18 protein-coding genes are annotated in these 23497 nt (G+C 49.4%); 6 read left to right on the forward strand and 12 right to left on the reverse strand.

Annotated features, from left to right (window positions below; translation table 11 throughout):
* Positions 1 to 3: 3 nt before the first annotated feature.
* Complete coding sequence (gene msrB / locus QZT80_RS20395) at positions 4 to 492, reverse strand: peptide-methionine (R)-S-oxide reductase MsrB (RefSeq protein ID WP_367112883.1); 489 nt, start codon at positions 490 to 492, stop codon at positions 4 to 6.
* 302 nt (positions 493 to 794) lie between these two features.
* Between msrB and mutL the strand changes: the two genes are divergently transcribed.
* Positions 795 to 2684, forward strand: a complete 1890-nt coding sequence (mutL, locus tag QZT80_RS20400; protein WP_295126448.1) for a DNA mismatch repair endonuclease MutL — start codon at positions 795 to 797, stop codon at positions 2682 to 2684.
* On the opposite strand, the gene QZT80_RS20405 is transcribed toward mutL, so the two are convergent.
* A complete protein-coding gene (locus QZT80_RS20405; RefSeq protein ID WP_295126451.1) occupies positions 2685 to 4166 on the reverse strand; it encodes a gluconokinase in 1482 nt (493 codons plus the stop codon).
* A 95-nt stretch (positions 4167 to 4261) separates the two neighbouring features.
* Between QZT80_RS20405 and QZT80_RS20410 the strand changes: the two genes are divergently transcribed.
* Complete coding sequence (locus QZT80_RS20410; protein WP_295126453.1) at positions 4262 to 5986, forward strand: GMC family oxidoreductase; 1725 nt, start codon at positions 4262 to 4264, stop codon at positions 5984 to 5986.
* 28 nt (positions 5987 to 6014) lie between these two features.
* Positions 6015 to 6701: a gluconate 2-dehydrogenase subunit 3 family protein gene (locus QZT80_RS20415; protein WP_295126456.1), complete on the forward strand. Its 687-nt coding sequence runs from the start codon at positions 6015 to 6017 to the stop codon at positions 6699 to 6701.
* A gap of 91 nt (positions 6702 to 6792) precedes the next feature.
* Here QZT80_RS20415 and QZT80_RS20420 read toward each other — a convergent pair whose 3' ends face one another.
* A complete protein-coding gene (locus QZT80_RS20420) occupies positions 6793 to 8433 on the reverse strand; it encodes a peptide MFS transporter (protein ID WP_295126459.1) in 1641 nt (546 codons plus the stop codon).
* A 111-nt stretch (positions 8434 to 8544) separates the two neighbouring features.
* On the opposite strand from QZT80_RS20420, the gene QZT80_RS20425 reads away from it, so the two are divergent.
* Together QZT80_RS20425 and QZT80_RS20430 are read left to right on the forward strand one after the other, a co-directional pair.
* Entirely contained in the window at positions 8545 to 9981 is a 1437-nt protein-coding gene (locus QZT80_RS20425) for a Gfo/Idh/MocA family oxidoreductase (RefSeq protein WP_295126462.1), read from the forward strand.
* A 165-nt stretch (positions 9982 to 10146) separates the two neighbouring features.
* Positions 10147 to 10926, forward strand: coding sequence for a hypothetical protein (locus tag QZT80_RS20430; RefSeq protein WP_295126465.1), 780 nt, complete (start codon positions 10147 to 10149; stop codon positions 10924 to 10926).
* Between the two features lie 246 nt (positions 10927 to 11172).
* Here the strand turns inward: QZT80_RS20430 and QZT80_RS20435 are convergent, their stop codons facing one another.
* Complete coding sequence (locus tag QZT80_RS20435; protein WP_295126468.1) at positions 11173 to 11619, reverse strand: hypothetical protein; 447 nt, start codon at positions 11617 to 11619, stop codon at positions 11173 to 11175.
* A gap of 167 nt (positions 11620 to 11786) precedes the next feature.
* Between QZT80_RS20435 and QZT80_RS20440 the strand changes: the two genes are divergently transcribed.
* Positions 11787 to 13928, forward strand: a complete 2142-nt coding sequence (locus QZT80_RS20440) for a S46 family peptidase (protein WP_295126470.1) — start codon at positions 11787 to 11789, stop codon at positions 13926 to 13928.
* 529 nt (positions 13929 to 14457) lie between these two features.
* On the opposite strand, the gene QZT80_RS20445 is transcribed toward QZT80_RS20440, so the two are convergent.
* The 8 genes from QZT80_RS20445 to rlmD form a co-directional block, all read right to left on the reverse strand.
* Positions 14458 to 15090 (reverse strand): DNA-3-methyladenine glycosylase 2 family protein, encoded by a 633-nt coding sequence (locus QZT80_RS20445; RefSeq protein ID WP_295126473.1) that lies wholly within the window; start codon positions 15088 to 15090, stop codon positions 14458 to 14460.
* Positions 15091 to 15114: 24 nt separating this feature from the next.
* A complete protein-coding gene (locus tag QZT80_RS20450; RefSeq protein ID WP_295126476.1) occupies positions 15115 to 16095 on the reverse strand; it encodes a M28 family peptidase in 981 nt (326 codons plus the stop codon).
* A gap of 13 nt (positions 16096 to 16108) precedes the next feature.
* The gene (gene cysS, locus QZT80_RS20455; protein WP_295126479.1) at positions 16109 to 17602 is read right to left on the reverse strand and encodes a cysteine--tRNA ligase; all 1494 of its coding nucleotides are present in this window, start codon (positions 17600 to 17602) and stop codon (positions 16109 to 16111) included.
* A gap of 81 nt (positions 17603 to 17683) precedes the next feature.
* Positions 17684 to 18814, reverse strand: coding sequence for an endonuclease/exonuclease/phosphatase family protein (locus tag QZT80_RS20460; RefSeq protein ID WP_295126482.1), 1131 nt, complete (start codon positions 18812 to 18814; stop codon positions 17684 to 17686).
* Between the two features lie 136 nt (positions 18815 to 18950).
* Positions 18951 to 20060, reverse strand: a complete 1110-nt coding sequence (locus QZT80_RS20465; RefSeq protein WP_295126485.1) for an endonuclease/exonuclease/phosphatase family protein — start codon at positions 20058 to 20060, stop codon at positions 18951 to 18953.
* Between the two features lie 91 nt (positions 20061 to 20151).
* Positions 20152 to 21096: a rhomboid family intramembrane serine protease gene (locus QZT80_RS20470; protein ID WP_295126488.1), complete on the reverse strand. Its 945-nt coding sequence runs from the start codon at positions 21094 to 21096 to the stop codon at positions 20152 to 20154.
* A gap of 115 nt (positions 21097 to 21211) precedes the next feature.
* Complete coding sequence (locus QZT80_RS20475; protein WP_295126491.1) at positions 21212 to 22030, reverse strand: rhomboid family intramembrane serine protease; 819 nt, start codon at positions 22028 to 22030, stop codon at positions 21212 to 21214.
* Positions 22031 to 22061: 31 nt separating this feature from the next.
* Positions 22062 to 23468, reverse strand: a complete 1407-nt coding sequence (gene rlmD / locus QZT80_RS20480; RefSeq protein WP_295126494.1) for a 23S rRNA (uracil(1939)-C(5))-methyltransferase RlmD — start codon at positions 23466 to 23468, stop codon at positions 22062 to 22064.
* Positions 23469 to 23497: the final 29 nt, after the last annotated feature.

The following is a 23497-nucleotide window of genomic DNA, read 5'->3' on the forward strand; positions in this document are numbered from 1 at the left end:
GGATTATTCTTTTTCTTTAGTGGCGGCTCCTTTGTCTTTGTCGAACTTCTTTTCGGCCGCCTGGGCTTTGTCGAAGTCGAGAATTACAGAGTTGATACAGTAGCGCAGGCCTGTTGGCGGCGGGCCGTCGTCAAAAACGTGACCCAGGTGCGCCTTACAACGGCCACACTGCACTTCTGTGCGCTGCATACCATGCGTGTTGTCGGGCGTGTAAAGAACGCTTGTTTTTGAAATAGGCTGGTAAAAACTTGGCCAGCCGCAGCCACTTTCAAATTTGGTGTCCGAAACGAAAAGCGGGTTACCGCATGCCGCACAGTAATAAGTGCCTTTTTCCGTTGAGTTCCAGTATTTGCCTGTGAATGCCCATTCTGTGCCTTTTTCCCTCGCTATCTCATACACTTTTTGTGGTAATACTTTTTTCCACTCCTCCTCGGCCATGTTTACCTTACTAGTGTCCGTACGTGAGTATACGGGATTCTTTTTATCCTCCATATGTTTGGCATTTTTCCCACTTTGCTGGGAGTATGAACAGTTACTAACAAAAACGGATAAAACCAAAATTACCAGATTCCACGATTTCATATCTTAATTGATTACCTGTTAACTACATTTTAACACCAATATTCATACCATTGATGTATCACAGTTAAAGGTACGAATTAGGCAACGTATTGGATTGTGGCGGAAAAGAACGACATAGATTTTAACAAAATGTACTGCATATCGGGTGTTGAAAAGCACCGGGGACAATTAAAGACGGTTAATCGTCATTAACAAGTAATGAATTGCTACATTTGCGCAAAAGGCAGGAAGTGGCTGATATCATCAATTTATTACCCGATAACATAGCAAACCAGATAGCCGCCGGTGAAGTAATTCAACGCCCGGCTTCGGCAGTGAAAGAACTGCTGGAGAACGCCGTGGACGCCGGCGCTACAGAAATACAACTCATTCTCCGCGACGCCGGTAAAGAACTGGTGCAGGTGATAGATAACGGAGGAGGAATGAGCGAAACGGACGCGCGGATGTGCTTCGAGCGCCATGCCACCTCGAAAATTAATACGATCGACGATCTGTTCCAGATCCGCACAATGGGCTTCCGTGGCGAGGCGCTGGCATCTATTGCCGCAGTATCGCAAGTGGAAATGAAAACCCGCAAGCCAGACTCGGAACTGGGCACTTATATAGAGATAGATAACAGTGTCGTGAAAAAGCAGGAGCCCTGCCAGGCACAGGCGGGTACGAGCATTTCAATGAAAAATCTGTTCTTTAATGTGCCGGCCCGCAGGAACTTCCTGAAAAGTAATGCGGCGGAAATGCGTCATATTGTAGACGAGTTCATCCGTGTGGCGATGTCGTTCCCCGAATTGCAATTTTCCCTTAATAATAACGGACAGGAACTGTTCCACCTCGAAAAAGGATCGCTGAAGCAACGTATTGTGGCTATTCTCGGCCAGCACTACAATGCTAAACTTGTAGCGGTGAAAGAGGCTACGGACTATATGGACCTGAACGGGTTTGTGGGCAAACCGGAAACGGCGAAGAAAACCCGCGGCGACCAGTTCTTTTTCGTGAACAACCGTTTTATCAAAAGTCCTTACCTGCACCACGCGGTAATGAACGCTTTCGCGGAAATGATCCCGACCGACAGCTACCCGCTGTACGTGTTGTTTATCGACCTCGATCCTGCACATGTGGACATTAACGTGCATCCTACCAAACAGGAAATAAAATTTGATGATGAAAAGGTGATGTATGCGTTCGTGCAGTCGGCCATCCGCCACGCACTCGCACAGTTTAGCGTAACACCCGCACTCGACTTCGATCTGGACCCTGGCATTCAGAGCCTGGATGCGGTGTCTAAACCGTTTACCCGTGAAGAACAGGCGCAATCGGCCAATAGTTCTATCTACAAAAGTTTTACACAAGCCAACCAGGCGCACGTAATCGATAAAAGCAGCAATAGTAATCTCCGCCACTGGAAAGACCTCTACGAAGGGCCACGCCCGGCATTGGGAGGCTATACCAGCCCGTCGGATATTGAACCGCAGCCACAAATGCCTGCTGCTACCGCCTCTGTGATAGACGAGCGCTGGCAGGAAGTAGGCACCGGCCAAAAGGTGCCAATGCAGGTACATCAGCAATACATTTTGTCGCATATTAAGTCTGGTTTCATCCTGATAGATCAGCAGGCTGCCCACGAAAGGATTTTGTACGAGCGTTATAACCGTGCATTGTCTGAAACGCCGGTGCCTACACAGCAAAGCCTTTTCCCCCAAACGTTACATCTGTTGCCTGCCGATGCGGTACTCGTGTCGGAAATGCTGGCGGATTTAAATGCTTTGGGTTACGATCTGGAGCCTTTCGGAAACAACACTTTCATCGTTCGGGGTACACCTGCCGATATTCAAACGGGTAACGAACAGGCCACCATCGAAGGGTTGCTGGAACAATTCAAGAACTTTAGCCACGAACTGAAGCACAACCGCCGCGAGCAGTTGGTACGTTCTATGGCGCGCAATAACGCTATTCCCAGGGGAAAACCGCTTACGCCACGCGAAATGCAGAATGTGATCGATGAATTATTTGCCTGCAGTATGCCAAGCGTATCGCCCGGTGGCAGGTTTACCTATATCTCGTTTAAGCTGCAGGACCTGGACAGGATGTTCGAAAGGGGAGCATAATTATCCCCTTAACACCGCTTCTATTTGTTTCATTTGATGATACAGCATTCCAAATGCCTTGTAATTGCGCATGTACGTTTCGTAATGCGCCTTACCAGGCTCAAACACTTTGGTGCCGGGCGGTGGGTTGTAAGCCCACATGTCTATCTCTTTTAACGCGTGCCAGCCCAGTAAAGCGGCTCCCAGTGCGGAAGCGTCGTTTTCTTTTTCAAGCAGCATCGGCAACTGGAAGATGTCGGCCAGCAGCTGTATCCACTGCTCAGAGGCGGTAAACCCGCCACTTACAGACACCTGTTTAACAGGGCCAGCGGTAGTGAGCAGCGCTTCTACAATGCTATAAAGGCTAAATGAAATTCCCTCAATTAACGCACGTTTAAAATGCGCTGCAGTATGGTGTTGGTGGACGTTGGCAAAACTCCCGCTGGCGCGACTGTCCCACACGGGGGCGCGCTCGCCCTGCAGGTACGGCAGGCATAGTAATCCTTCGCAGCCCGGTGGTACAGTAAACGCATCTTCTGTGAAAGCAGCTGCTGAAAAGGCCCCGGGAGTAAGTATCCCGGCCAGCCATTGAACCGCCACTCCGCCATTATTGATTGCCCCGCCGCTCACGTAGCGGTCTTCCAGCACATACGTAAACAGGCGCCCTGTTTCATCGGCCTGCGGATGCGTGGTAACGGTGCGTATGGCACCGCTGGTGCCTATGGTGATGGCGGCTTCGCCGGGATTGATAGCGCCACTGCCCAGTTGTGCCAGGCATCCATCGCTGGCACCGGCAACAAAAACGGTGCTGGTGGCTAGTCCATTAGCGGCAAGTAATGCGGTATGTACAGGAGGTAAAATTTGGGCGGATGGAACGGCAACGGGCAAACGATCTTCTGTAATATCGGCCAGCGCAAGCGCTTCGGCGCTCCACACCTTTTGCCTGATATCGAATAACCCGGTGGCCGACGCAATCGCGTAATCGGTGATGTACGCTTCACAAAGCTGGTAAATAACATATTCCTTGATACCAATAAACTTGTGTGCGGCGTTAAATATAGCAGGTTCCTGGTTTTTTAGCCACATCAGCTTGCAGAGCGGCGACATCGGATGTACCGGTGTGCCGGTTTGCCTGAAAATAGCCTGCCCCTGTGGCGTGTTACGCAATGCAACAGCATAACTTTCGCTCCTGTTGTCGGACCATATGATGAGCGGGGTTAATGGTTTACCTGCAGCATCTACAGCCATGAAGCTGTGCATAGCACTGCTGAAACTCACTGCTGCCGGGGCATAACCCAATTGCGCCGTTACGCTGCGGATGGTTTTCAGAATGGCTTCGTAAAGTTGATGTGCATCCTGCTCGCTGCGGCCAGGCTGGGGCTGGTGGGTGGGATAAGCCTCCCTGCTGTCAGCGATCACTTTGCCGCTGCGCAATACTGCAATGGTTTTGGTGCTGCTGGTGCCAATGTCTACACCCAGGATGTATGGAAGCTGCTCGGTCATAAAAATAATATTACAGTAAGTTAAAAAACACCTACCATTTACGGCGTTTAATTTTTAGATTTAGTACTACTAAGGTCAAATTTAAATCCACGATTATGTCTTTTGAGATAAGGAAGAAAGGTCCCGTGTACGACGTGTGTATTGTTGGTTCGGGAGCAGGAGGTGGTATGGCAGCGAAAGTGCTGGCCGAAGCCGGTTTAAAAGTGGCCTTGCTGGAAGCCGGCCCCAAGTACGATCCTGCCGACCCGGAACAATCGACCCAGCTTAAATGGGCGTACGACTCGCCCCGCCGCGGCGCTAACACCACCCGCCCTTTCGGGGATATGGACGCAGCCTATGGCGGATGGGAAATTAACGGGGAACCGTACACGCAAAAAGGCAAAACGCAGTTCGACTGGTTCCGCTCGCGGATGGTGGGTGGCCGCACCAACCACTGGGGCCGTATTTCTCTGCGGTTTGGCCCGCGCGACTTCAAACATAAAAGTGTAGATGGGCTGGGCGACGACTGGCCTATCAGTTACGACGATGTAAAGCCTTTTTATGATCGCGTAGATAAAATGATCGGTGTATTTGGCACCAAAGAAAATATGCTCAACGAGCCGGATGGCTTCTTTCTTCCCCCGCCTAAACCACGCCTGCACGAGTTGTTACTGAGAGATGCGGGCCGTAAAATTGGACTACCGGTAATTACGTCGCGTATGTCCATGCTTACACGGCCTGTGAACAAAGAGCGTGGTGCCTGTTTCTATTGTGGCCAGTGCAACCGGGGCTGCTCCGTATACGGTGATTTCTCATCCTCTTCAGTATTGGTACGCCCGGCTTTAAAAACGGGTAATGTAGATATGTACGTGAACGCCATGGCCCGCGAAGTAATAACCGATAAAACCGGTAAGGCCACTGCTATTTCGTATGTTGATAAAACGGACCTGCAGGAGTACCAGGTAAACGCAAAGGTGTTCGTACTGGCAGCCAGTGCCTGCGAATCGGCCAGGTTACTGCTTAACTCAAAAAATGGCGGCCACGATAACGGGCTTGCCAACTCCAGCGGGCTCGTTGGCAAGTACCTGCACGATTCCACGGGCTCTTCGCGCCGTGCGTTTCTGCCGCAGCTAATGGACAGGAAACGTTATAACGAAGATGGAGTAGGCGGTATGCACATGTACGTGCCGTGGTGGTTAGATAACAGGAAGCTTGATTTCGGCCGCGGTTACCATATTGAGTTTGGTGGAAGTATGGGCATGCCCATGTATGGTTTCGGCTTTGGTATAGAGGGTTTGCAGGGTAATGTGGAAGGTATGGCCGCAGGTGGTTACGGCGCTTCGCTGAAGAACGATTACCGCCGCTTTTACGGCGCCACCATTGGTATGGCCGGAAGGGGTGAGGCTATTGCGCGGGAAGATAATTACTGCGAGATAGATCCGAACACGGTAGATAAATTCGGCATCCCGGTGTTACGCTTCAACTATACCTGGAGCGAGCATGAGATTAAACAGGCGAAACATATGCAGGATACTTTCGAGCAGTTGATCCATCAGTTGGGCGGGGTGGCTTTGGGTGATAAACCCGGCGTGGAAAAGAATTACGGGCTGGAGAACCCGGGCCGCATCATTCATGAAGTAGGCACCACGCGTATGGGCGACGATGCCAAACGTTCGGTGGTTAACAGGTTTAACCAGGCGCATGATGTGAAGAACCTGTTTGTGGTAGATGGTGGCCCGTTTGTTTCACAGGCAGATAAAAATCCTACCTGGACCATACTGGCGCTGTCGTTGCGGGCGTCCGAGTACATACTCGATGAACTGAAGAAACAAAATATCTAACACTATTCATCAACATAAAAACAACAACATGGATAGGAGAGAATCGCTGAAAGCCCTGGTTATTGGCTCGTTGTCGGCAGGGGCCATGGTTACGGCCTGCAACGAAGAGGGCAAAGAAGTAAAGAAGGATGAAAAGAAAGTGGCAGGCGGTTACGGCCGTACCCCGGAGGAGGTCGAGCGCGATGCGAAACTGAATGCAGAGAAATTTTTCACGGCGGCGGAGTTCACGACTATCGGTATCCTGGTGGACATCATCATTCCGAAAGACGAGCATTCAGGAAGTGCTACCGAAGCAGGGGTGCCCGATTTTATAGAGTTTATGGTGAAAGACCAGCCTCAATACCAAACACCGTTGCGCGGCGGTCTTCGCTGGCTGGATGTATTTAGCCTGAACTCGCACGGAAAGATATTTTCCGAAAGCAGCAATGAGCAAAGATTGGCGATAGTCGATCAGATAGCTTATCCTGCAAAAGCGAAACCAGCACACAGCCAGGGCGTCAACTTTTTTACGACGATGCGGAACCTTACTGCCACGGGTTTCTTCACCAGCAAGGAGGGTGTTAAAGACCTGGGTTATGTGGGTAATACGCCAAATGCCTGGGACGGCGTACCGGATGATGTGCTGAAACAATATGGCGTGGCGTACGATGAGCACTTGCTGCCATTATATATCAAGCCGGAAGACAGAGGTACGATAATGACCTGGGAGGGATAGGTGTATAGTACGCCCCGTAAACCAAATCATCTCAAAATAAAAAAGGCTGCCTGGGTTTTGTACCGGCAGCCTTTCTCTTATCAGGATACATCTATTTTACATTCTCCTTGAAAATCACATTTAACCAACGCAGCATCATGAATATGATAGCGGCAGCAATGCCCAGTAAAAGGAAGTTCACAAGGAAGTAGTTCGCTTTGTTATCGTACTCGTCCCACAGCGTAGCCAGGATGCCGGATAACTTATTGCCAATGGATGTGGCCAGGAACCAGCCTCCCATCATCAGCGAGGTTAAACGGGCCGGACTCAGTTTAGATACCAGCGAAAGTCCCATCGGGCTTAGGAATAATTCACCTACGGTGATCACACCGTAACAGCCGATCAGCCACCATGGCGAAGCTTTTATTTCACCGTTACTGCACACATACACCGCGGCTACCATCATAAACGTGGAGAAGGCGGAAATCAGCAGGCCCCAGGCAATCTTTTTCGGGGTGGACGGCTCTTTGTCTTTTTTGCGTAACCATACGAAGAACATGATCACCAGCGGTGTTAACACCACAACAAAGAATGGGTTAATAGACTGGAACAGTTCTGTGTTGATCAGGTTAACGGTAGTGCCTTCTGCCGGCATATCGGCAGGGGCTACGTTCGAAAAGTAAGGATTTTTTCCCCACAGTTTAACGGGTTGCCCGTTCGCATCTCTTATCACCCTAAACTCTTTATCATAGGCGGTTACGGAGTCCTGTTCGTTCGCGATCTTTTCCACGAGGTAGAGTTTTTCCATTGGCTTCTCTATCGCTTTAGGTGCTTCGCGATCGGTATAGTATTGCGCCCATGTGGTGAGCGCGGTCCCATTTTGTTTAAACACGGCCCAGAACATAATAGACACAGCGAAGATGGCCAGCAGTGCGGCTACCGGACGTTTATCCTGTTTAGACGCTTTGCGCAGCAGGTTTGCGAAGAAGTAAATGATGGGCAGGCAGGCGAAGATGAACGCATCGGTACTATCGGAACCAAATATATTTCCGGGAATGAACCAGCCGGCAACACCTACTGCAATGGCCGGTAAAAATACCTGCGCCAGTATGCTGCTCATAGGCATGTCTTCGGGCTGTGCGGGCTTTAATACATCGGCGTGGCGGTAGTGCTTCATCCCGATAATAAAGATGATAACACCGAGGAACATACCAACACCAGCCGCCGCAAAAGCGGCACCCCAACCAATGGTATTACGCAGGAACGCGGCGAAGAAATTACAGATAAAGGCACCTATGTTGATGCCCATGTAGAAGATGTTATAACCAAGGTCCTTATTGGCTTTATAGGCCTCGTCGTTATACACATTACCCAACAGCGTACTGATGTTTGGTTTGAAGAAACCATTACCAATACAAATGAGGGCTAAGGACAGGTAAAATATGGTTAAATTGTGTACCGCAAGACCGAGGTAACCCAGCCCCATCAATATACCGCCAAGGATAATCGATTTGCGGTAACCCATGATCCTGTCGGCCAGCAGGCCGCCGATAAATGGGGTGAGGTATACGAAGGCGATATAGGTGCCGAAGATGTCTGCGGCTGTTTTGCGGTCCATGCCCCAGCCGCCTTTAGCAGTGTCTGTAAGGTATAGCTGGAAGATTCCCAGAATGAGATAAAAACCGAAGCGTTCCCACATTTCTGCCAGGAATAGAAATGGCAGAGCGGCGGGATGTTTTTTAGTGGCCGGCATGCGTAATCAGTTGTTTTTGATGATGGTTTCAAAAATACCCTCTTTTCCATTCATACAGGAAATTATTATTTAAATTCATTTTCTTTTATATTGATTCAAAATTATCCACTCATGCTCTCAGAGAAAACTACAAAAGAAAACCAGGTTTCACGCAGATCGTTTCTGAGAAACGGTGCAGCTGCGGCCGCTGGTTTCATGATCGTTCCACGTCACGTTTTAGGAGGTAAAGGGTTTACTGCACCCAGCGACAGGCTTAGGGTGGCGGGTATAGGTGTTGGCGGTAAAGGTCAGAGCGACCTTGCCGAAATAGCCAAAGGGCCTGCTGATGTTGTTTTACTGTGCGATGTAGATGACAGGCGCGCAGCCGCTTCAGTAAAGGCATTCCCGAAAGCGAAGTATTATAAAGACTTCCGCGAAATGTTGGACAAAGAACATAAAAACATAGATGCGGTAACAGTATCTACACCAGACCATAACCACGCCATACAGGCGCTGGCCGCTATGCAGCTCGGCAAACACGTGTATGTTCAGAAACCACTTACACACGACATTTACGAGGCGCGCGTACTTACGGAAGCCGCTAAAAAATATAAAGTAGTTACCCAAATGGGGAACCAGGGCGCCTCCGGCGATGGCGTACGCCAGCTTATGGAATGGTACCAGGCAGGTTTAATCGGCGATGTAACCGAGGTAAGTTGCTGGACTAACCGCCCCGTATGGCCGCAGGGTATTCCATGGTCGGCTAATAAAGGCGTATTACCAAAGGAACTCGATTGGGACCTTTGGCTGGGTACTGCACCTTATAAAGATTACGTGGATAAATTGGTTCCGTTTAACTGGCGCGGCTGGTGGGATTACGGTACGGGCGCATTGGGCGATATGGGTTGCCATATTATCGAACCGCCTTTCCGAATCCTTGACCTGGGTTATCCTTCTGAAGTGGAATGCAGCGTTGGTAGTGTTTATGTAGATGAGTTCAAACGCGGATACTTCCCGGATAGCTGTCCCCCATCTTCCAGCGTAAGGCTGAAGTTCCCGGGTAAAAACGGCAAGAAGGATATTTATATGAACTGGATAGATGGTGGCCTGAAACCTGCGCGTCCGGAAGAACTGGGCCCCAGCGAGCCAATGGGCGACCGTGACGGTACCAGCGGCGTAATTTTCTACGGTACTAAGGGTAAGATGATGTGTGGTACCTATGGTATGTATCCTACGTTGCTACCAACTTCCCGCACTAAGGAAGTAAATGTGAAGCAAACCATTGCACGTGTTCCGGAAGGTCACTATGTACAGTGGGTTAACGCCTGCATAGCTGGTTACGGCAAAAAACAGCTGAGCTCACCTTTCGAGATCGCTGGTCCGCTTACAGAAACAGTATTGATGGGCAACCTGGCTATCCGCAGCTACGATTACAAAGACGGTAACAACTTCCCTGGCCGTGGTATTAAACTGCTTTGGGATGGTGCTAATATGAAGATCACCAACTTCGAACCTGCTAACCAATTCGTGAAACGCGAATACCGCAGTGGCTGGAAGCTGGGCAAATAGAAGATTACATTAACTATAGTTTAACGGGTAAAAGGCATCTATTTAGGCCTTTTACCCGTTTTCTTTTATGTAGGGGCGACCAAAGTTATAAAAATGTTATACTTTGCCTCATGAAACTCAACTGAGTGAGCAAGCGAAGCACCGAATGCAGCAAACGAAACCATAATGAAGTTCAAATTGTTATTGGCTTGTCTGGCAGCCTACACGCCCGTTTTTAGCCAGCACCTGTTATTGGAGGAAGACCCTGGATATGTTTTTTCGAAGAGTGAATTGGCCGATAGTATTACGAAGAAGAAATGTATCTCTTACAGCATCATCACCAAAAGAAAACTGCGCGATGCCATGACGGTACCGGGTTACTTTATTAATGTACTGTACTTCCCCGATAATAAAATTGCGCGCACTACAACTACACCTGCCAACACACTTAAAGTACAGCAACTCATAGATGCCGTGCCACCTATGCAGGAACTGCTCTCCGTGGGTATTATCGACTATAGTGTGCCTTACCGCAAGAACTACCAGCTTGATTCGGTACTATATGTACGCGAAGGTGGCCAGTTAAAGGAATTGAGTGGGGTTGTAGTGATGTACACTTACGTGCTTAAGCCTTATAGCCAGGCAATCAACCTTGCTACCAACAATTACTTCGTCAACACTAAAGCAAAGAAAACGAAGATCTCTTTCGACAACGGTGTGCCTTATATCGTGGATAAATTCATGGATGGCGACTATCAGAATAAATTGTTTTTGATAGACGAAACAAAGGATGGCCACTATCATTTCCTGCGCACAGCGCGCTTTTGCCGCGATTGTGCTTATTCTGAAAAAGAAGTTGAGTTTATTTTCGATGTGGCGCATGGCGTAACAAGGGTCAAAACGTTCGTGCCGGAATTATCTGCCAGTGGATTTAAAAGCGGTAGTGTTTATTATAACTTCAAATAAGTTTGTGAGAATAAGTGATTGGGCGGCGGTGTTTACACCGCCGTTTTTTTATGCGCTGATGGGATGGGGCGATGGTGTATACATGGTCGCTTTTTTATGTTGATGGGATAGCGGAAGATGTGCTCATGCTGCACTTTAAAATGTATATTTTCGGTGTATACACCGCATTACAACAAAAAAAATGCCTGCCATGTTTCCGCGGCAGGCCTCACAATGAACAACGGTGTTATTACACCGGGTATCTTCCTAATGCCATAATTCCTTAAAGTCACGCCTGAATTCCTGCCACTCCCGGTCGGACCGCTGGAAAAAGGTATCAACGCCTCTCTTGGTTTTATCCCAGGTTTCAGCAGTGGCATTCTTTACGTCGTCCAGCTTCTCATTTACCCTTTCGCGGGTTGCTTTCAGGCGCTCGCGGGCTTTGTCGCCACGTTTAGAGTTATCTTCTCTCAGCTCGTCTATCTTTTTGTCTATCGAATCGCGCTGGCGCTCCAGGGTTTCGCGGGCTTTATCGCGCTGGCGTTTGAAGTTGCTGGTGGCTGTATCTGCCTTTTCCTGCATGCCTTCTCTTATTTGTGCTGCGCCCTCGCTTATCTTTTCGTTGGAACTATCGGTACTGCTGGTGTTAGTGCCTTTATTCTCCTGGCAGGATAATAATGCTGTTGCCGCCAGGACCAATAAAATATGTTGCATAATAGTATGGTTTAGGCCCAGGGTAGTGCAAAAGATATTCCAGTTTTACCGCCATAGCTCCGCAGGGCATGTTAAAAAAGGGTGTTATCCCGCTTAGTGTGGGCTGTTAGCGAAAAATTAGCTAGGTTTGGCTCCTTTTTACAACAAAAATCAATAATACTTCCATTATGAAGAAAACGGTATTCATCGCTTTGCTGTTATGTGCGGCCCAATTAGCGAAGGCCGACGAAGGTATGTGGTTACCCTACCTCCTTGGCCAGCAGGTGTACAACGACATGGTCAAAAAGGGCCTGAAGCTTACCAAGGAGCAGTTGTACAGCATCAACAAATCATCTGTTAAAGACGCTATCATCATCTTCGGCGGCGGCTGTACCGGCGAAATCGTGAGCAACGAAGGGCTCATCTTCACTAACCACCACTGTGGTTACGATGCTATAGCCACTGCCAGCTCTGTTGAGAATAATTACCTTAAAAATGGGTTCTACGCCACCTCCAAACAAATGGAAATACCTTCCCAAGGCCTCTCTGTGCAGTTCCTGGTGAAGGTGGAAGATGTGACCCCGCAGATTGAGGCGGCAGCGAAAGGACTTACCGGCGCCGAGAGAGCCGCCGCTATCCAGAAAGCAACGGCGGAAATTACTGCCAAAGCGGTAACAGCTCCCTACCAGGAAGCCCGCATCAGCCCACTGTTTAAAGCTAACCAGTTCCTGATGTACGTGTACGAGCGTTATAACGACGTACGCCTCGTAGGCACACCTCCCGAAAGCATTGGTAAATACGGCGGCGATACGGATAACTGGGAATGGCCCCGTCATACCGGCGACTTTTCCGTATTCCGTGTATACACCGGTAAAGATGGTAAACCTGCCGACTATGCAACTGATAACGTTCCCCTGAAGCCTAAACACTTCCTGCCTGTATCTATCAAAGGCGTAAAGGAGAACGATTATGCCATGATCTACGGCTACCCCGGCGGTACTAACCGTTACGAAACTTCTTACGGCGTTAAACTGAAAACTGATATCGAAAACCCATATACGGTAAATCTCCGCGACGTACGCCTGAAGTATATGTTCGAGGAAATGAAGAAGGACCCGGCGGTTAAACTGCAACTGGCCTCCAGCTACGCAGGTATCGCTAATTACTGGAAGTTCTTCGACGGCGAAAGCAAACAGTTGATCAAGTACGATGTTTACGGCGATAAACAGAAACAGGAAGCGGCCTTTAACACATGGGCAAAAGGTAAACCGGAGTACGAAACTATTTTCCCTCAGTACGATGCGCTGTATAAGAAATGGACGCCTTATGCTAAACTGCGCGTATACCTCAATGAAGGTATTTTCGGCTCGCCGTTAGCCGCTTTCGCCAGCTCGCTGATGCAGGTGGAAAACGCCATCGCTAAAAAAGCAGGTGTAAAAGAAGCACTGGCTGCAGCCGAAAAAGCACGCGAAGCTTTCCTGAAAAAAGAGAACAAACCCAGCGACCTGAAAATCCTGGCCGCTACCGCCATGATGTATTACAACGATATTCCTAAAGACCAGCACCCGATCGGTTTCTACGAATCGTTAAAGAAATATGGCGGCCTTGATGATGAGAAAACATACCGCACCTGGGCTGCCTCGGTGTTCGCCAACACCATGATATTCGACGATGCCAAATGGAAAGCCTTTGTAGCGCAACCCGATAACGTGAAACTGCAGGACGATCCGGCTTACGCCTATGCATCGGCCTTCGTGAAAAACTACACCAGCAAATACGCGCCGATGTACAACCAGTTTGTAGCTGGTAACAACGAACTGGGCCGCCTGTACCTCAAAGGGGTAATCGAAAGGGAGCCGACCAAAAGCCGCTACCCCGACGCTACTTTCACCATGCGCTTAAGCTATGGCACCGTGAAACCCTACAAGCCCCGCGACGCTGTTTCGTACGACTACGTAACCACCATCACTGGTGTTATGGAGAAATACAAAAAGGACGATTACGAATTCGACCTTCCTGCTAAACTGATGGACCTTTACGCTAAAAAGGACTTTGGCCAGTACAAAGACATCAAACGTAACGACCTCGTGGTGGGTTTCATCACCACCAACGATATTACCGGCGGCAACTCCGGCTCCCCGGTTATCAACGGTAACGGCGAGCTTATCGGTCTCGCCTTCGATGGTAACTACGAGGCGCTCAGCCACAAAATCCAGTTCGACCCGGTACTCAACCGCACCATTTGTGTGGACGTTCGCTACGTACTCTGGTGTATAGATAAACTGGGCGGCGCTACCAATATCATTAACGAATTGAAGATCGTGAAGTAATTAAACCCGGTCAATACGTGGGAAGGGAGAGGGAAGCAATTCCTTCTCCCTTTTTTATACCCTGCCTGATACAGGAAAGATATAAGGAACATAGGAGATAGATACGAGGTGAGCGGCACCTAAGCGGAGGGTGAGCGGACGATGAGCGGACGGTTATACCGGTTTCCTGCTACGCGGGTGTATTTGCGACAGGTGACCAGCAGCAGTATTTCTAGTCATCCCCCGTTGTGTCACTCCCTTCAGCGACAAACCGCTATTGGGCAATGTTGTTGTAAGTAGGTTGGAAGCGAAGCATGGTGAGAGTATGGAGAAGCGGAGGGTGAGCGGACGGCAATGCAGCTTTTTAGCACGCGGGTGTGTTTGCGACACCTGAACAACCCCTATTCTTTCGCTGAGAGGAATGATTTTTAGATTTATGATACGGTGTATACACCCCCGCTACGGAAGAACTCAATGTTGCCCAGTGTTGTTACTGCTGCTGAAGGGAGTGACACAACGGCGGCTGAGCGGTGTTCCAATGCCCGTCCCATCATTTCCCATCTTTCCAGCCCCACAAATAACGCGCGGCATGGCTGCGGTACGGCGACCATTTGGCCGATATTTCCAGCATCTTCTGCCGCTGCGCTTTTTTATCGAGGGCTTCGAGTTTGTACAGTTTGATCATGGATTGCTGCAGGCCGAGGTCGTCGATGGCAAACACATCGTCACGGCCGAGGTAAAACATGAGCAGCATTTCAACGGTCCAGCGGCCTACCCCCTTGATTTGGGTGAGATAGGTAATGACTTCGTCATTCGTGAGTTTGTAGAGTTTTTTATCAGTAAGTTGCTCGTCCTGTACAAAGCGGGCCACGTTGTGCACGTACGAAACCTTGGCGTTCGAAAGACCTATGCTGCGCAGTGTTTCAGGAGGCGTGGCGAGTACTTGTGCGGCTGTAGGCTCTTTGCCGCCGTATAGGGCTAAAAAGCGGTTGTAAATCACATCGGCCACCTTAACAGAAAGCTGTTGCGACATGATGGAACCAATAAGCCGCAGGGCTATATTGCGTTTGACAGGCAATATGGCCAGCGGCTCATTCAGTATCTTATTCAGGCGCCGGTCTTTCCTCAGGTGTTCGAGGTACGCGAGTTCAACAGGCGCGGGTATATTTGCTTTTTTAGCCATGGCGGACGTTTAACCCGCGGGCATTTAATAACTCAGCGGCTGTGTATACAACACCTGCAGCAGGGTTTGGCCCACGGCTTTCAGCGTAGTTTTATCGATGATCTGGATATTATCGTTCGCAGTATGCCAGTGCGGGGCAAAGTTGCCATTCTGCTGAAGGGCAATAATGTCAAAAGTAGGAATGCCGGTCATCGTGTTCACATAATAGTGATCATCCGTAATGGCAGCGTCCTGCGGACTTTCGTAACGGAACTGGGAAGAGTAACCGAGTTGATTGGCCACATCCCAGAACATTTTCATCGGCGCATAGGCATCACGTTTAGAAAAGCCTTCCATGAAAAACTGTGTGCCACGGCCGCCCACCATATCGAGCAAAATGCCGTAGTTGGCTTTGTAGCCTTTTACATGCGGGTTCTTCGCCCAGTACTGTGTACCCAGGCAGTAGCTGTCTTCTACATGCGAAACACCATAGTCTTCCACATCGGTAAACAGCAGGTCTACACCTACGTTCGGCTGTTTCAGTTTAAACTGGCGCGCCAGTTCCATCATCACACCAACACCGCTGCCTCCATCATCGGCGCCATCGATAGGTGTTTTCTTGTTAAAGGCATCCTGGTCGCCCCAGGGACGGGTATCCCAATGCGCCAGTACCAGTACACGGTCTTTGGCAGCCGGGTTGAAGCTGGCCACTATATTAATACAAGGCAGTTTCTGTTTTTCAGGACCGGTAACGGTAGTTTCCTGCACGTACACGGTATCAGATAAAGGGCGCAGGGTTTTAATGAGCCAGGAGGCACATTCCTTTTGCGCTTTGGTGCCTGGTACGCGGGGGCCGAACGCCACTTGTTTTGCCACGTAAGCATATGCAGAATCTGCCGAAAACACCGGCACATTAGCGGTAGAAATAGTGTTGGTGGTGGGCGTGTTGGTTTCTGCGGGTTTGGGTTTAGGCTGGCAGGCAGCCATCAGCAACGCCATTCCCGATATCCACGTTAATTTTTGCATGTCGTCTTTTAATTTATTCTACCGAAAAGCTTACCGTTCCATCTTTCTCGTCCTTCAGTTGTATACCGATTTCGAGCAACTGGTTACGGATTTTATCCGAGGTAGCATAGTCCTTCCGTCCTTTCGCCTCCTTACGTATGTCGATGAGCAGTTGCAGTACATCACCCAATTTATCACTGTCCTCCGCTTTCTGAGGTACCAGGCCGAGTATTTCTATCAGGTAAGTATCCCAGGTTTGTTTCAGCAGGTTAAAGGCAGGCTCGCTGATCTCGTGCATTTTAATTTGCCCGTGACGGAGCGAGTTGATAACCGGCGCCAGTTCAAACAGGTTAGCCATTACCTTGGCGGTGTTCATGTCATCGTTCATATGCTCAGCACACTCGCTGCAAAGTTGCTGCACCTGTTTGTCCAGTTCTTCGTTGAGGCCTGTGCCGTTAGTGGCATAGGAGAGTTGCTGTAATATGGCGTAAGCATCCCATAAGCGCTGTAAGCCTTTCTCCGCAGCCTGCAGGGCCTCGTTGGAGAAGTCGAGCGTGCTGCGGTAATGGGTTTGCAGTACATAAAAGCGGATGGTCATAGGGCTATAAGGCTTCTCCAGCAAAGGGTGTGTGCCGGCGAACATCTCCGTGAGTTTAATCACGTTGTTATAGCTCTTACCCATTTTACGACCGTTGATCGTAATCATGTTATTGTGCATCCAGTAGCGCGCCATCAGCTCACCATGTGCCACTTCGCTCTGCGCGATCTCACACTCATGATGCGGGAACTGCAGGTCCATACCACCACCGTGGATATCGAATTGCTGGCCGAGGTATTTGCTGCTCATGGCCGAACATTCGATGTGCCATCCAGGGAAACCATATCCCCAGGGACTTGGCCAGCGCATCAGGTGTTCTGCCGGGGCATTTTTCCACAGGGCAAAGTCTACCTTCTCGCGTTTTTCATCCTGGTTCTCCAGTTCGCGGGTGGTTTCGAGCATATCTTCCAGCACGCGACCGCTGAGAATGCCGTATTTAAAGTTCTCTGCGTATTTCTTCACATCGAAGTACACGGAGCCATTGGCTTCGTAAGCATAACCCTGGGAAATGATCTTCTGGATCATTTCAATCTGCTCGGTAATATGGCCCGTGGCAGTAGGTTCTATGCTGGGCTCCTTACAATTGAACTGCAACATGGCCCAGTGGTACAGGTTAGTGTACTTCTGCACCAGTTCCATCGGTTCCAGCTTTTCGAGCAGGGCGCCTTTGGCTATTTTATCTTCCGCAGCGCGGCCTTCTTCTTCAAAGTGGCCCGCATCGGTAATGTTACGCACGTAGCGCACTTTATAGCCAAGGTGTTGCAGGTAGCGGAACAGTACATCAAAAGTGATATAAGGGCGCGCATGACCCAGGTGCGACTCTCCGGAAACGGTAGGGCCGCAAACGTACATACCAACGTGGCCGGGATATAGCGGTGTAAATACTTCCTTTTGCCTCGTAAGCGAGTTGTGTATCTTAAATTCTGACATATTCATTTTCTCGTGGACCGAATTTCGAAGTTTTCGGGCGGATTGCAAATATAATGAATGTTCTGTGCAGGGCCGCAGCGGTTAATTGTCCTGCTCCTGCCGCACAGAAAGTTCGGTAATTACCGGGTAATGGTCCGAAAGGCCCGACTTATCTACCTTCCGGAAGCTATGTACCTCAAACACCGGGTGGACAAAAATATAGTCGATGCGCAGGGTAGGTGCCAGGCTGGTAAAGGTGCGGCCAATGCCGTTTCCTTTTACCAGGAACACGTCCTGCAGTTTGCCTTTTACGGTAAAGTAGGTGTAGGAGGCGGGTGTATCGTTAAAGTCGCCGCAAACAATTACCGGGTGCGGACTGGCTTTAATAAAACCTGCCACCAGGTCGGCCTGTTTACTGCGGCGCACATAAGCCTCCCGCATCTTTTGCACAATACCTTTTGCGGCCACCAGGCCGGTATCTTCCTGTTTCTTTATTTTTTCTATTGATGCGTAATCCTCGCTGTTAAAGCGGTACGACTCCAGGTGCATGTTAACAATGCGGATGGTATCACCTTTACGAAGGATATCGGCGTAAATAAGGCTTTCGCCCATCGGGCCTATGTCCAGCTTCACTTTGTCGGACTTTATCACCGGGTAGCGGCTGAAGATAATAGAACCCCAGTGCTGCGAGCCGTTCCGGTTGAAGTCGCTGGAGAAATAACGGTTAGGCAGTTTCATTTCCCTGGAAATGTCTTCCCGGTTATTAAAGTCGCCCTTTTTTTCGGAGGTGTAGAAGTCCTGCATACACAGTACATCTGCATTTTCCGCTTTAATCAGTTCGAACATTGCTTTACGGGTGGGGGCACTGTTTTTATCGCGATACAGGCCAAACTGGGCTACGTTGTAGCTCATCACCTTAAATTTATCTACGGTGCTGTCGGCCTGTGGCACCTGCCCGGGCCAGTTAAAGGCCACGAACGAAGAGATGGACTTCCAGCCTAACAGCATGGCTATAATGGGCAGCAGCGCATACCTGGCATGGAAAACAAGCCAGAATACGGTAAACAGCACCATGGTAACGAACAGGGCAGGAAAAGCGAGTGAAAAGAAACCAATGGGCCAGAAACGTGCGGGCGATATAAAGGGGGCCAGGCAGGCCAGCAAAAAGAAGATAACGGCTGTAATGTTTACAGTCAGAAAGAACCCTTTCGTAAATAGTCGTAAGAATTTCAACGCTCAGTGTTTGGTTATCGCCGGGTATAAATTTAATGGAAAAAAGGAAAAGGCTGGGGCCGATGGGATGGATATGGAGCGTACGTGTGACGAAAAGTATTGCTGCGGGCGGGTTTACCCGCAGCAATAAATATTTTTACTTCTTTACGAAGAGGGTAGCCAGTATTGGAAAGTGTTCGAAGCCGTTACGGCGGTAAATGCGCAGATCCTGTATGCCGAAACTGTTTGCGGGCAGTATGTAGTCGATGCGCAGGGTAGGCGCCAGCGAGGCAAAAGTACGACCCCAGCCGAAGCCGGTTTTGAGGTATGCATCCTGCAGATCGCCCCTTACGGTACGGTAAGTGCGCGAAACGGGGATGGCGTTTAGGTCGCCCGCCACTATCACCGGGTAAGGACTATTATCCCTTTCAGCGGCTACAATATCCGCCTGCCGGGCCCGTACACTAAATGTAGCTTTCATTTTACCTATTACACCGCGGCCCTGCTGTAAATCGCCACCGTTTACCGCTCCGAGTTTGGAGTAATCGCCCTGGTTAAACTGGTACGATTTCAGGTGGACGCTCAACACACGGATCGTATCGCCAGCCACCACAATATCGGCCCGTATCATGTTTTCGGTTTCCTTTCCGCCAAACAGCTGGATAGTTTGTGCGTTGGCAATCGGGAAGCGTGAAAACACAACGGTGCCAAAGTGCCAGGTATCCCAACGGGTAAAATCTTTGGAAAAGTAGTGGTATTGGTATTTGCCGATGGCGGCAATAGAGTCCAGGTTGTGCAGGCGGCCGGGTGCGTCGTTACTGTAAAACTCCTGCATACAAAGTATGTCCGGGTTGGTTTCGGCTATTACATCGTACATGCTGGCACGGCGTTCGGGATTGTCCTGGTACTCACGCATGCCCATCATACTACAGTTAAACGACATAATGCTAAAGTCGCCGGCTGTAGCTTCGGGAGCGGAATGGAAGGGGTGTAACGCCCAACTTTGCAGGATGGCCCTTGTGCTTAGCAGGATGGCAATAGCAGATATGGCGAAATAATATCGCTTTTTACCTTTAAAAAACAGCCATATAACCAGGCAAACGGCACAAAGTACCAGCAGAAAGGGGAATGCGAAGCCGGCAAAACCCGCGGGCCAGAACTTGTCGGGCCGGATGTACTGTGCGTACGCAGAAAATAGCAGACCGGCGGCAAGGGCAATATTTCCCCATAGCAACAAACGCCGGATGATGGTTTTAAATAATTTCACTTAAGTCGAGGTTAGGGAGCGCTAAATTAGCACTCTCCGCCTAAATTATTCGTGATTTTTGGATGTACGGAAGAATTTCAGGGTTTGATGATCAGCAACCTCCGTCCTCAGCGCTTGCGCGAAGCAGGATATCTTTTTCTTCGGGAGATAGTGAATCGATACCCTGGCTGTTAATTTTGTCGAGGATTTCGTTGAGCCTGTGCTCGGGCACCTGGCTTACTTTACGAAATGCCGGGGCATCTTTTTTAAGATGGATAGTGCCGGGTATCTGTTCCTGTTTATATACTTTCTCGTCGCTTGGGTGGAACATGTGACTGATACCGAATACCGCTTTGTTGAAACCTTCCCCGATATCCTTACCTTTTTTAAGCCTGGTTGCATATAGCCATCCGAAGAGGGCGCCGCCAAGCAGGTAGGCATAATGGGTGAGCTCGGCCCTGTCGGATACGTGAGAGCCTATGGTGAGTGCGAAAAAGACAAGAGAAATGATCCAGAAGGGAATGCCGCCCATCAGCGTAGGCAGCACCCTGAACTTAGGCGCTACGATCGTAGCTGCAACGGCAAGGGCCATTACGCTGGCATGTGCGCCCGCCATAGCCGCTCCTGGCCTGATGGCGATAAAAGCAGGCAGCAGGTTCATGGCTGCAAGGTAAACAGCAATACCGGTAAGGCCACCAAACACGTAAACCGGTAACACCCTGCGGTGGCCGGCCATTTGCTGGAAGAAGGTGCCGAAGCCCCACAGCCAAACCATGTTACTGAATATATCAATTACGCGGGTATGTACGAAAAGAGCAGAAATAACGGTCCATGGTGTGCGGATAAATTCCGGGAGATAGGCCTGTACCTGGATGTTCTTTAAAACGCTGTCGCCAAACTGGTTAGCCGGCATATTTTCCATCTGGTAAATAACGTGCGTAAACTGAACAAGGATGAACACAGCCAGGTTAACAACCAGCAGGTGGGTGACCATATTCCGTTCCTCTCCAAGTGAAAGACGTTGGGTCCGTTCTTTTTCTACAGCGTGCATGGCCATAATGCTTTGTTTACAAAATTAAAGAATCCATCAGTTGAAAAGTTCAAAATCCGTGCCCTGCTTTTAAGATGGATCGATGGAAAAAAGCAGTTATGTTTAAAGTTTTGTAATGGTGTTAAGGTTGCCCTCTTTTGGTCCAGCTCCGAAGTAACAGGAAGCTGAACAAAACACCTCCCAGGTGTGCAAAATGCGCAACGTTATCGTTAGGATTGTTTTGTATGGTTTGCCACACCTCCCAAATGATCATTGCTGCGGCAGCATATTTAAGTTTAACCGGGAAAAGGAAGTAGAGATAAAGCACCACGTTAGGAAACAGGTAGGCCGCACCGAACAGGATACCATAAACAGCGCCAGACGCACCAACCATTGGTATATTCCGGTAACCGGAAACGGCTACGTTCACATAATACTTTGCAAAATCAATATCCTGTTGACTTGGAGTTCCGCTAAAGGCATCGGCCAAACCGTCAATACGCTGGTTCACATACCGGTCGATGTGGAATTTATTCTGCAACTCCATCAGGTTGCCGTAAGTTGGGCTGTTAATGAATTTAAACGCAAGCGTTGTAAGCTGGTGGTTTTCCCAGGCCACCACGCTCATATAGCAGAAAGCAGCACCCAGCCCACAAGCCATGTAAAAAATAATAAAACGCTTCGGGCCTATGTAGTTTTCGAGAATACTGCCAAAAATCCAGAGTGAAAACATATTGCCGAACAGGTGCCCGAAGTTTCCATGCATAAACAGGTGTGTTATTACCTGGTGTGGCATGAACAGGTCGGAACCAACGTAGTGAAGTGCAAGGTGGTGGTCAACCCACAACTGTGCTTCTTTCGGCAAGGTCATTGTTCCAAAGAAGATCAAAGCATTAATGATCATCAGGTTCTTTATCACCGTCGGCAGTATGGAAAAGTTCCCAGGCCTGTAGTCGCTCATGATTCGCTAGTTCGTTATAATGGTGAATTAATTATCTTTTCTTCAGCAGCACCACATTTTCTATATGGTGGGTATGCGGAAACATATCTACAGGCTGTACTTTCTCCACGGTGTACATCACGTCCAGCAGGGCAAGGTCGCGGGCCTGTGTAGCCGGGTTACAGCTCACGTACACGATTTTCGGGGCACCTACTTCCAGTAATTTCTCCACCAGTTTCTCGTGCATGCCAGCCCTTGGAGGGTCGGTAATAATCACGTCCGGCGCGCCGTGTTTGGCAAAGAAAGCATCATCCACTATATCTATCACATCACCCGCGTAAAAAGTTGCGTTGGCTACATTGTTCTGCTCTGCATTAATGATGGCATCATCTATCGCCTCCTTTATCAGCTCTATCCCTATTACTTTACCAGCCAAACGGGAAACAAATATCCCGATACTGCCGGTGCCGCAATAAAGATCATACACTACTTCCGTGCCGGTTAAGCCGGCAAAGTCGCGGGTTACTTTATAAAGCGCCTCGCCCTGGTAGGTATTAGTCTGGAAAAACGATTTGGGGCCGATCTTGAAAACAAAGTCCTCGAGTTTCTCTTCCACATAGCCTTTTCCATAATATACTTTAGGCTCCAGGTCAAAGATACTATCATTCTTCTTTGGATTGATGGTATATAACAGGGAGGTGATGCCGGGAACAGTCTTTAATATATGATCGAGCAGGGCTTCCCGCTTTTCTTTGTCTTCGTGGAAAATTACCAGGTTGGCCATTACCTCGCCGGTAGTGCAAATGCGCAGTACGAGGTTACGCAGCCAGCCCGTTTGCTGGCGGATGTCGTAAAACGACAACTCATTCGCCTCGGCATACTCCCGGATCGTGTTCTTGATAAGATTGGCCGGCTCCGCCTGCAGGTGGCAGGTTTGGATGTCGAGTACCTTGTCGAACAGCTTGGGTACATGAAAGCCAATAGCGTTACGGCGGGGGATTTCATCGCCCGCAGCAGCCATTTCGGCATTGGTTAAATAAGCCTTGTTGGAAAAGGTAAACTCCAGTTTATTACGGTAATGGCTGGTTTCTTTTCCGCCCATGATAGGACTTATTTCGGGCAGGGTTACCTTTCCGATACGCGTCAGGTGGTCTACCACCTGCTGGTGTTTATACTGCAGCTGCATATCGTACGGCAGCATCTGCCATTTGCAACCGCCGCATTCGCCAAAATGCCGGCAAAAAGGATCAACCCGGTCGGGCGACAGGGTATGGAAGTGCACGGCTCTTCCTTCGGCCCAGTCTTTTTTGTTCTTTGCCAGTCTAACGTCTACCACATCGCCGGGTACAACGCCGCCTTCAATGAAAATAACTTTGCCATCTTGCCGGGCCAGGCCCTTACCTTCGGCGGCGTAACCGCTTACCGGCACATTTTCCAGGACTACATTCTTTTTTCTCACGGGTGCAAAGGTAACAAGAAAACAAGTTC

It is taken from the genome of uncultured Chitinophaga sp. (assembly GCF_902168175.1).
GTDB lineage: Bacteria > Bacteroidota > Bacteroidia > Chitinophagales > Chitinophagaceae > Chitinophaga.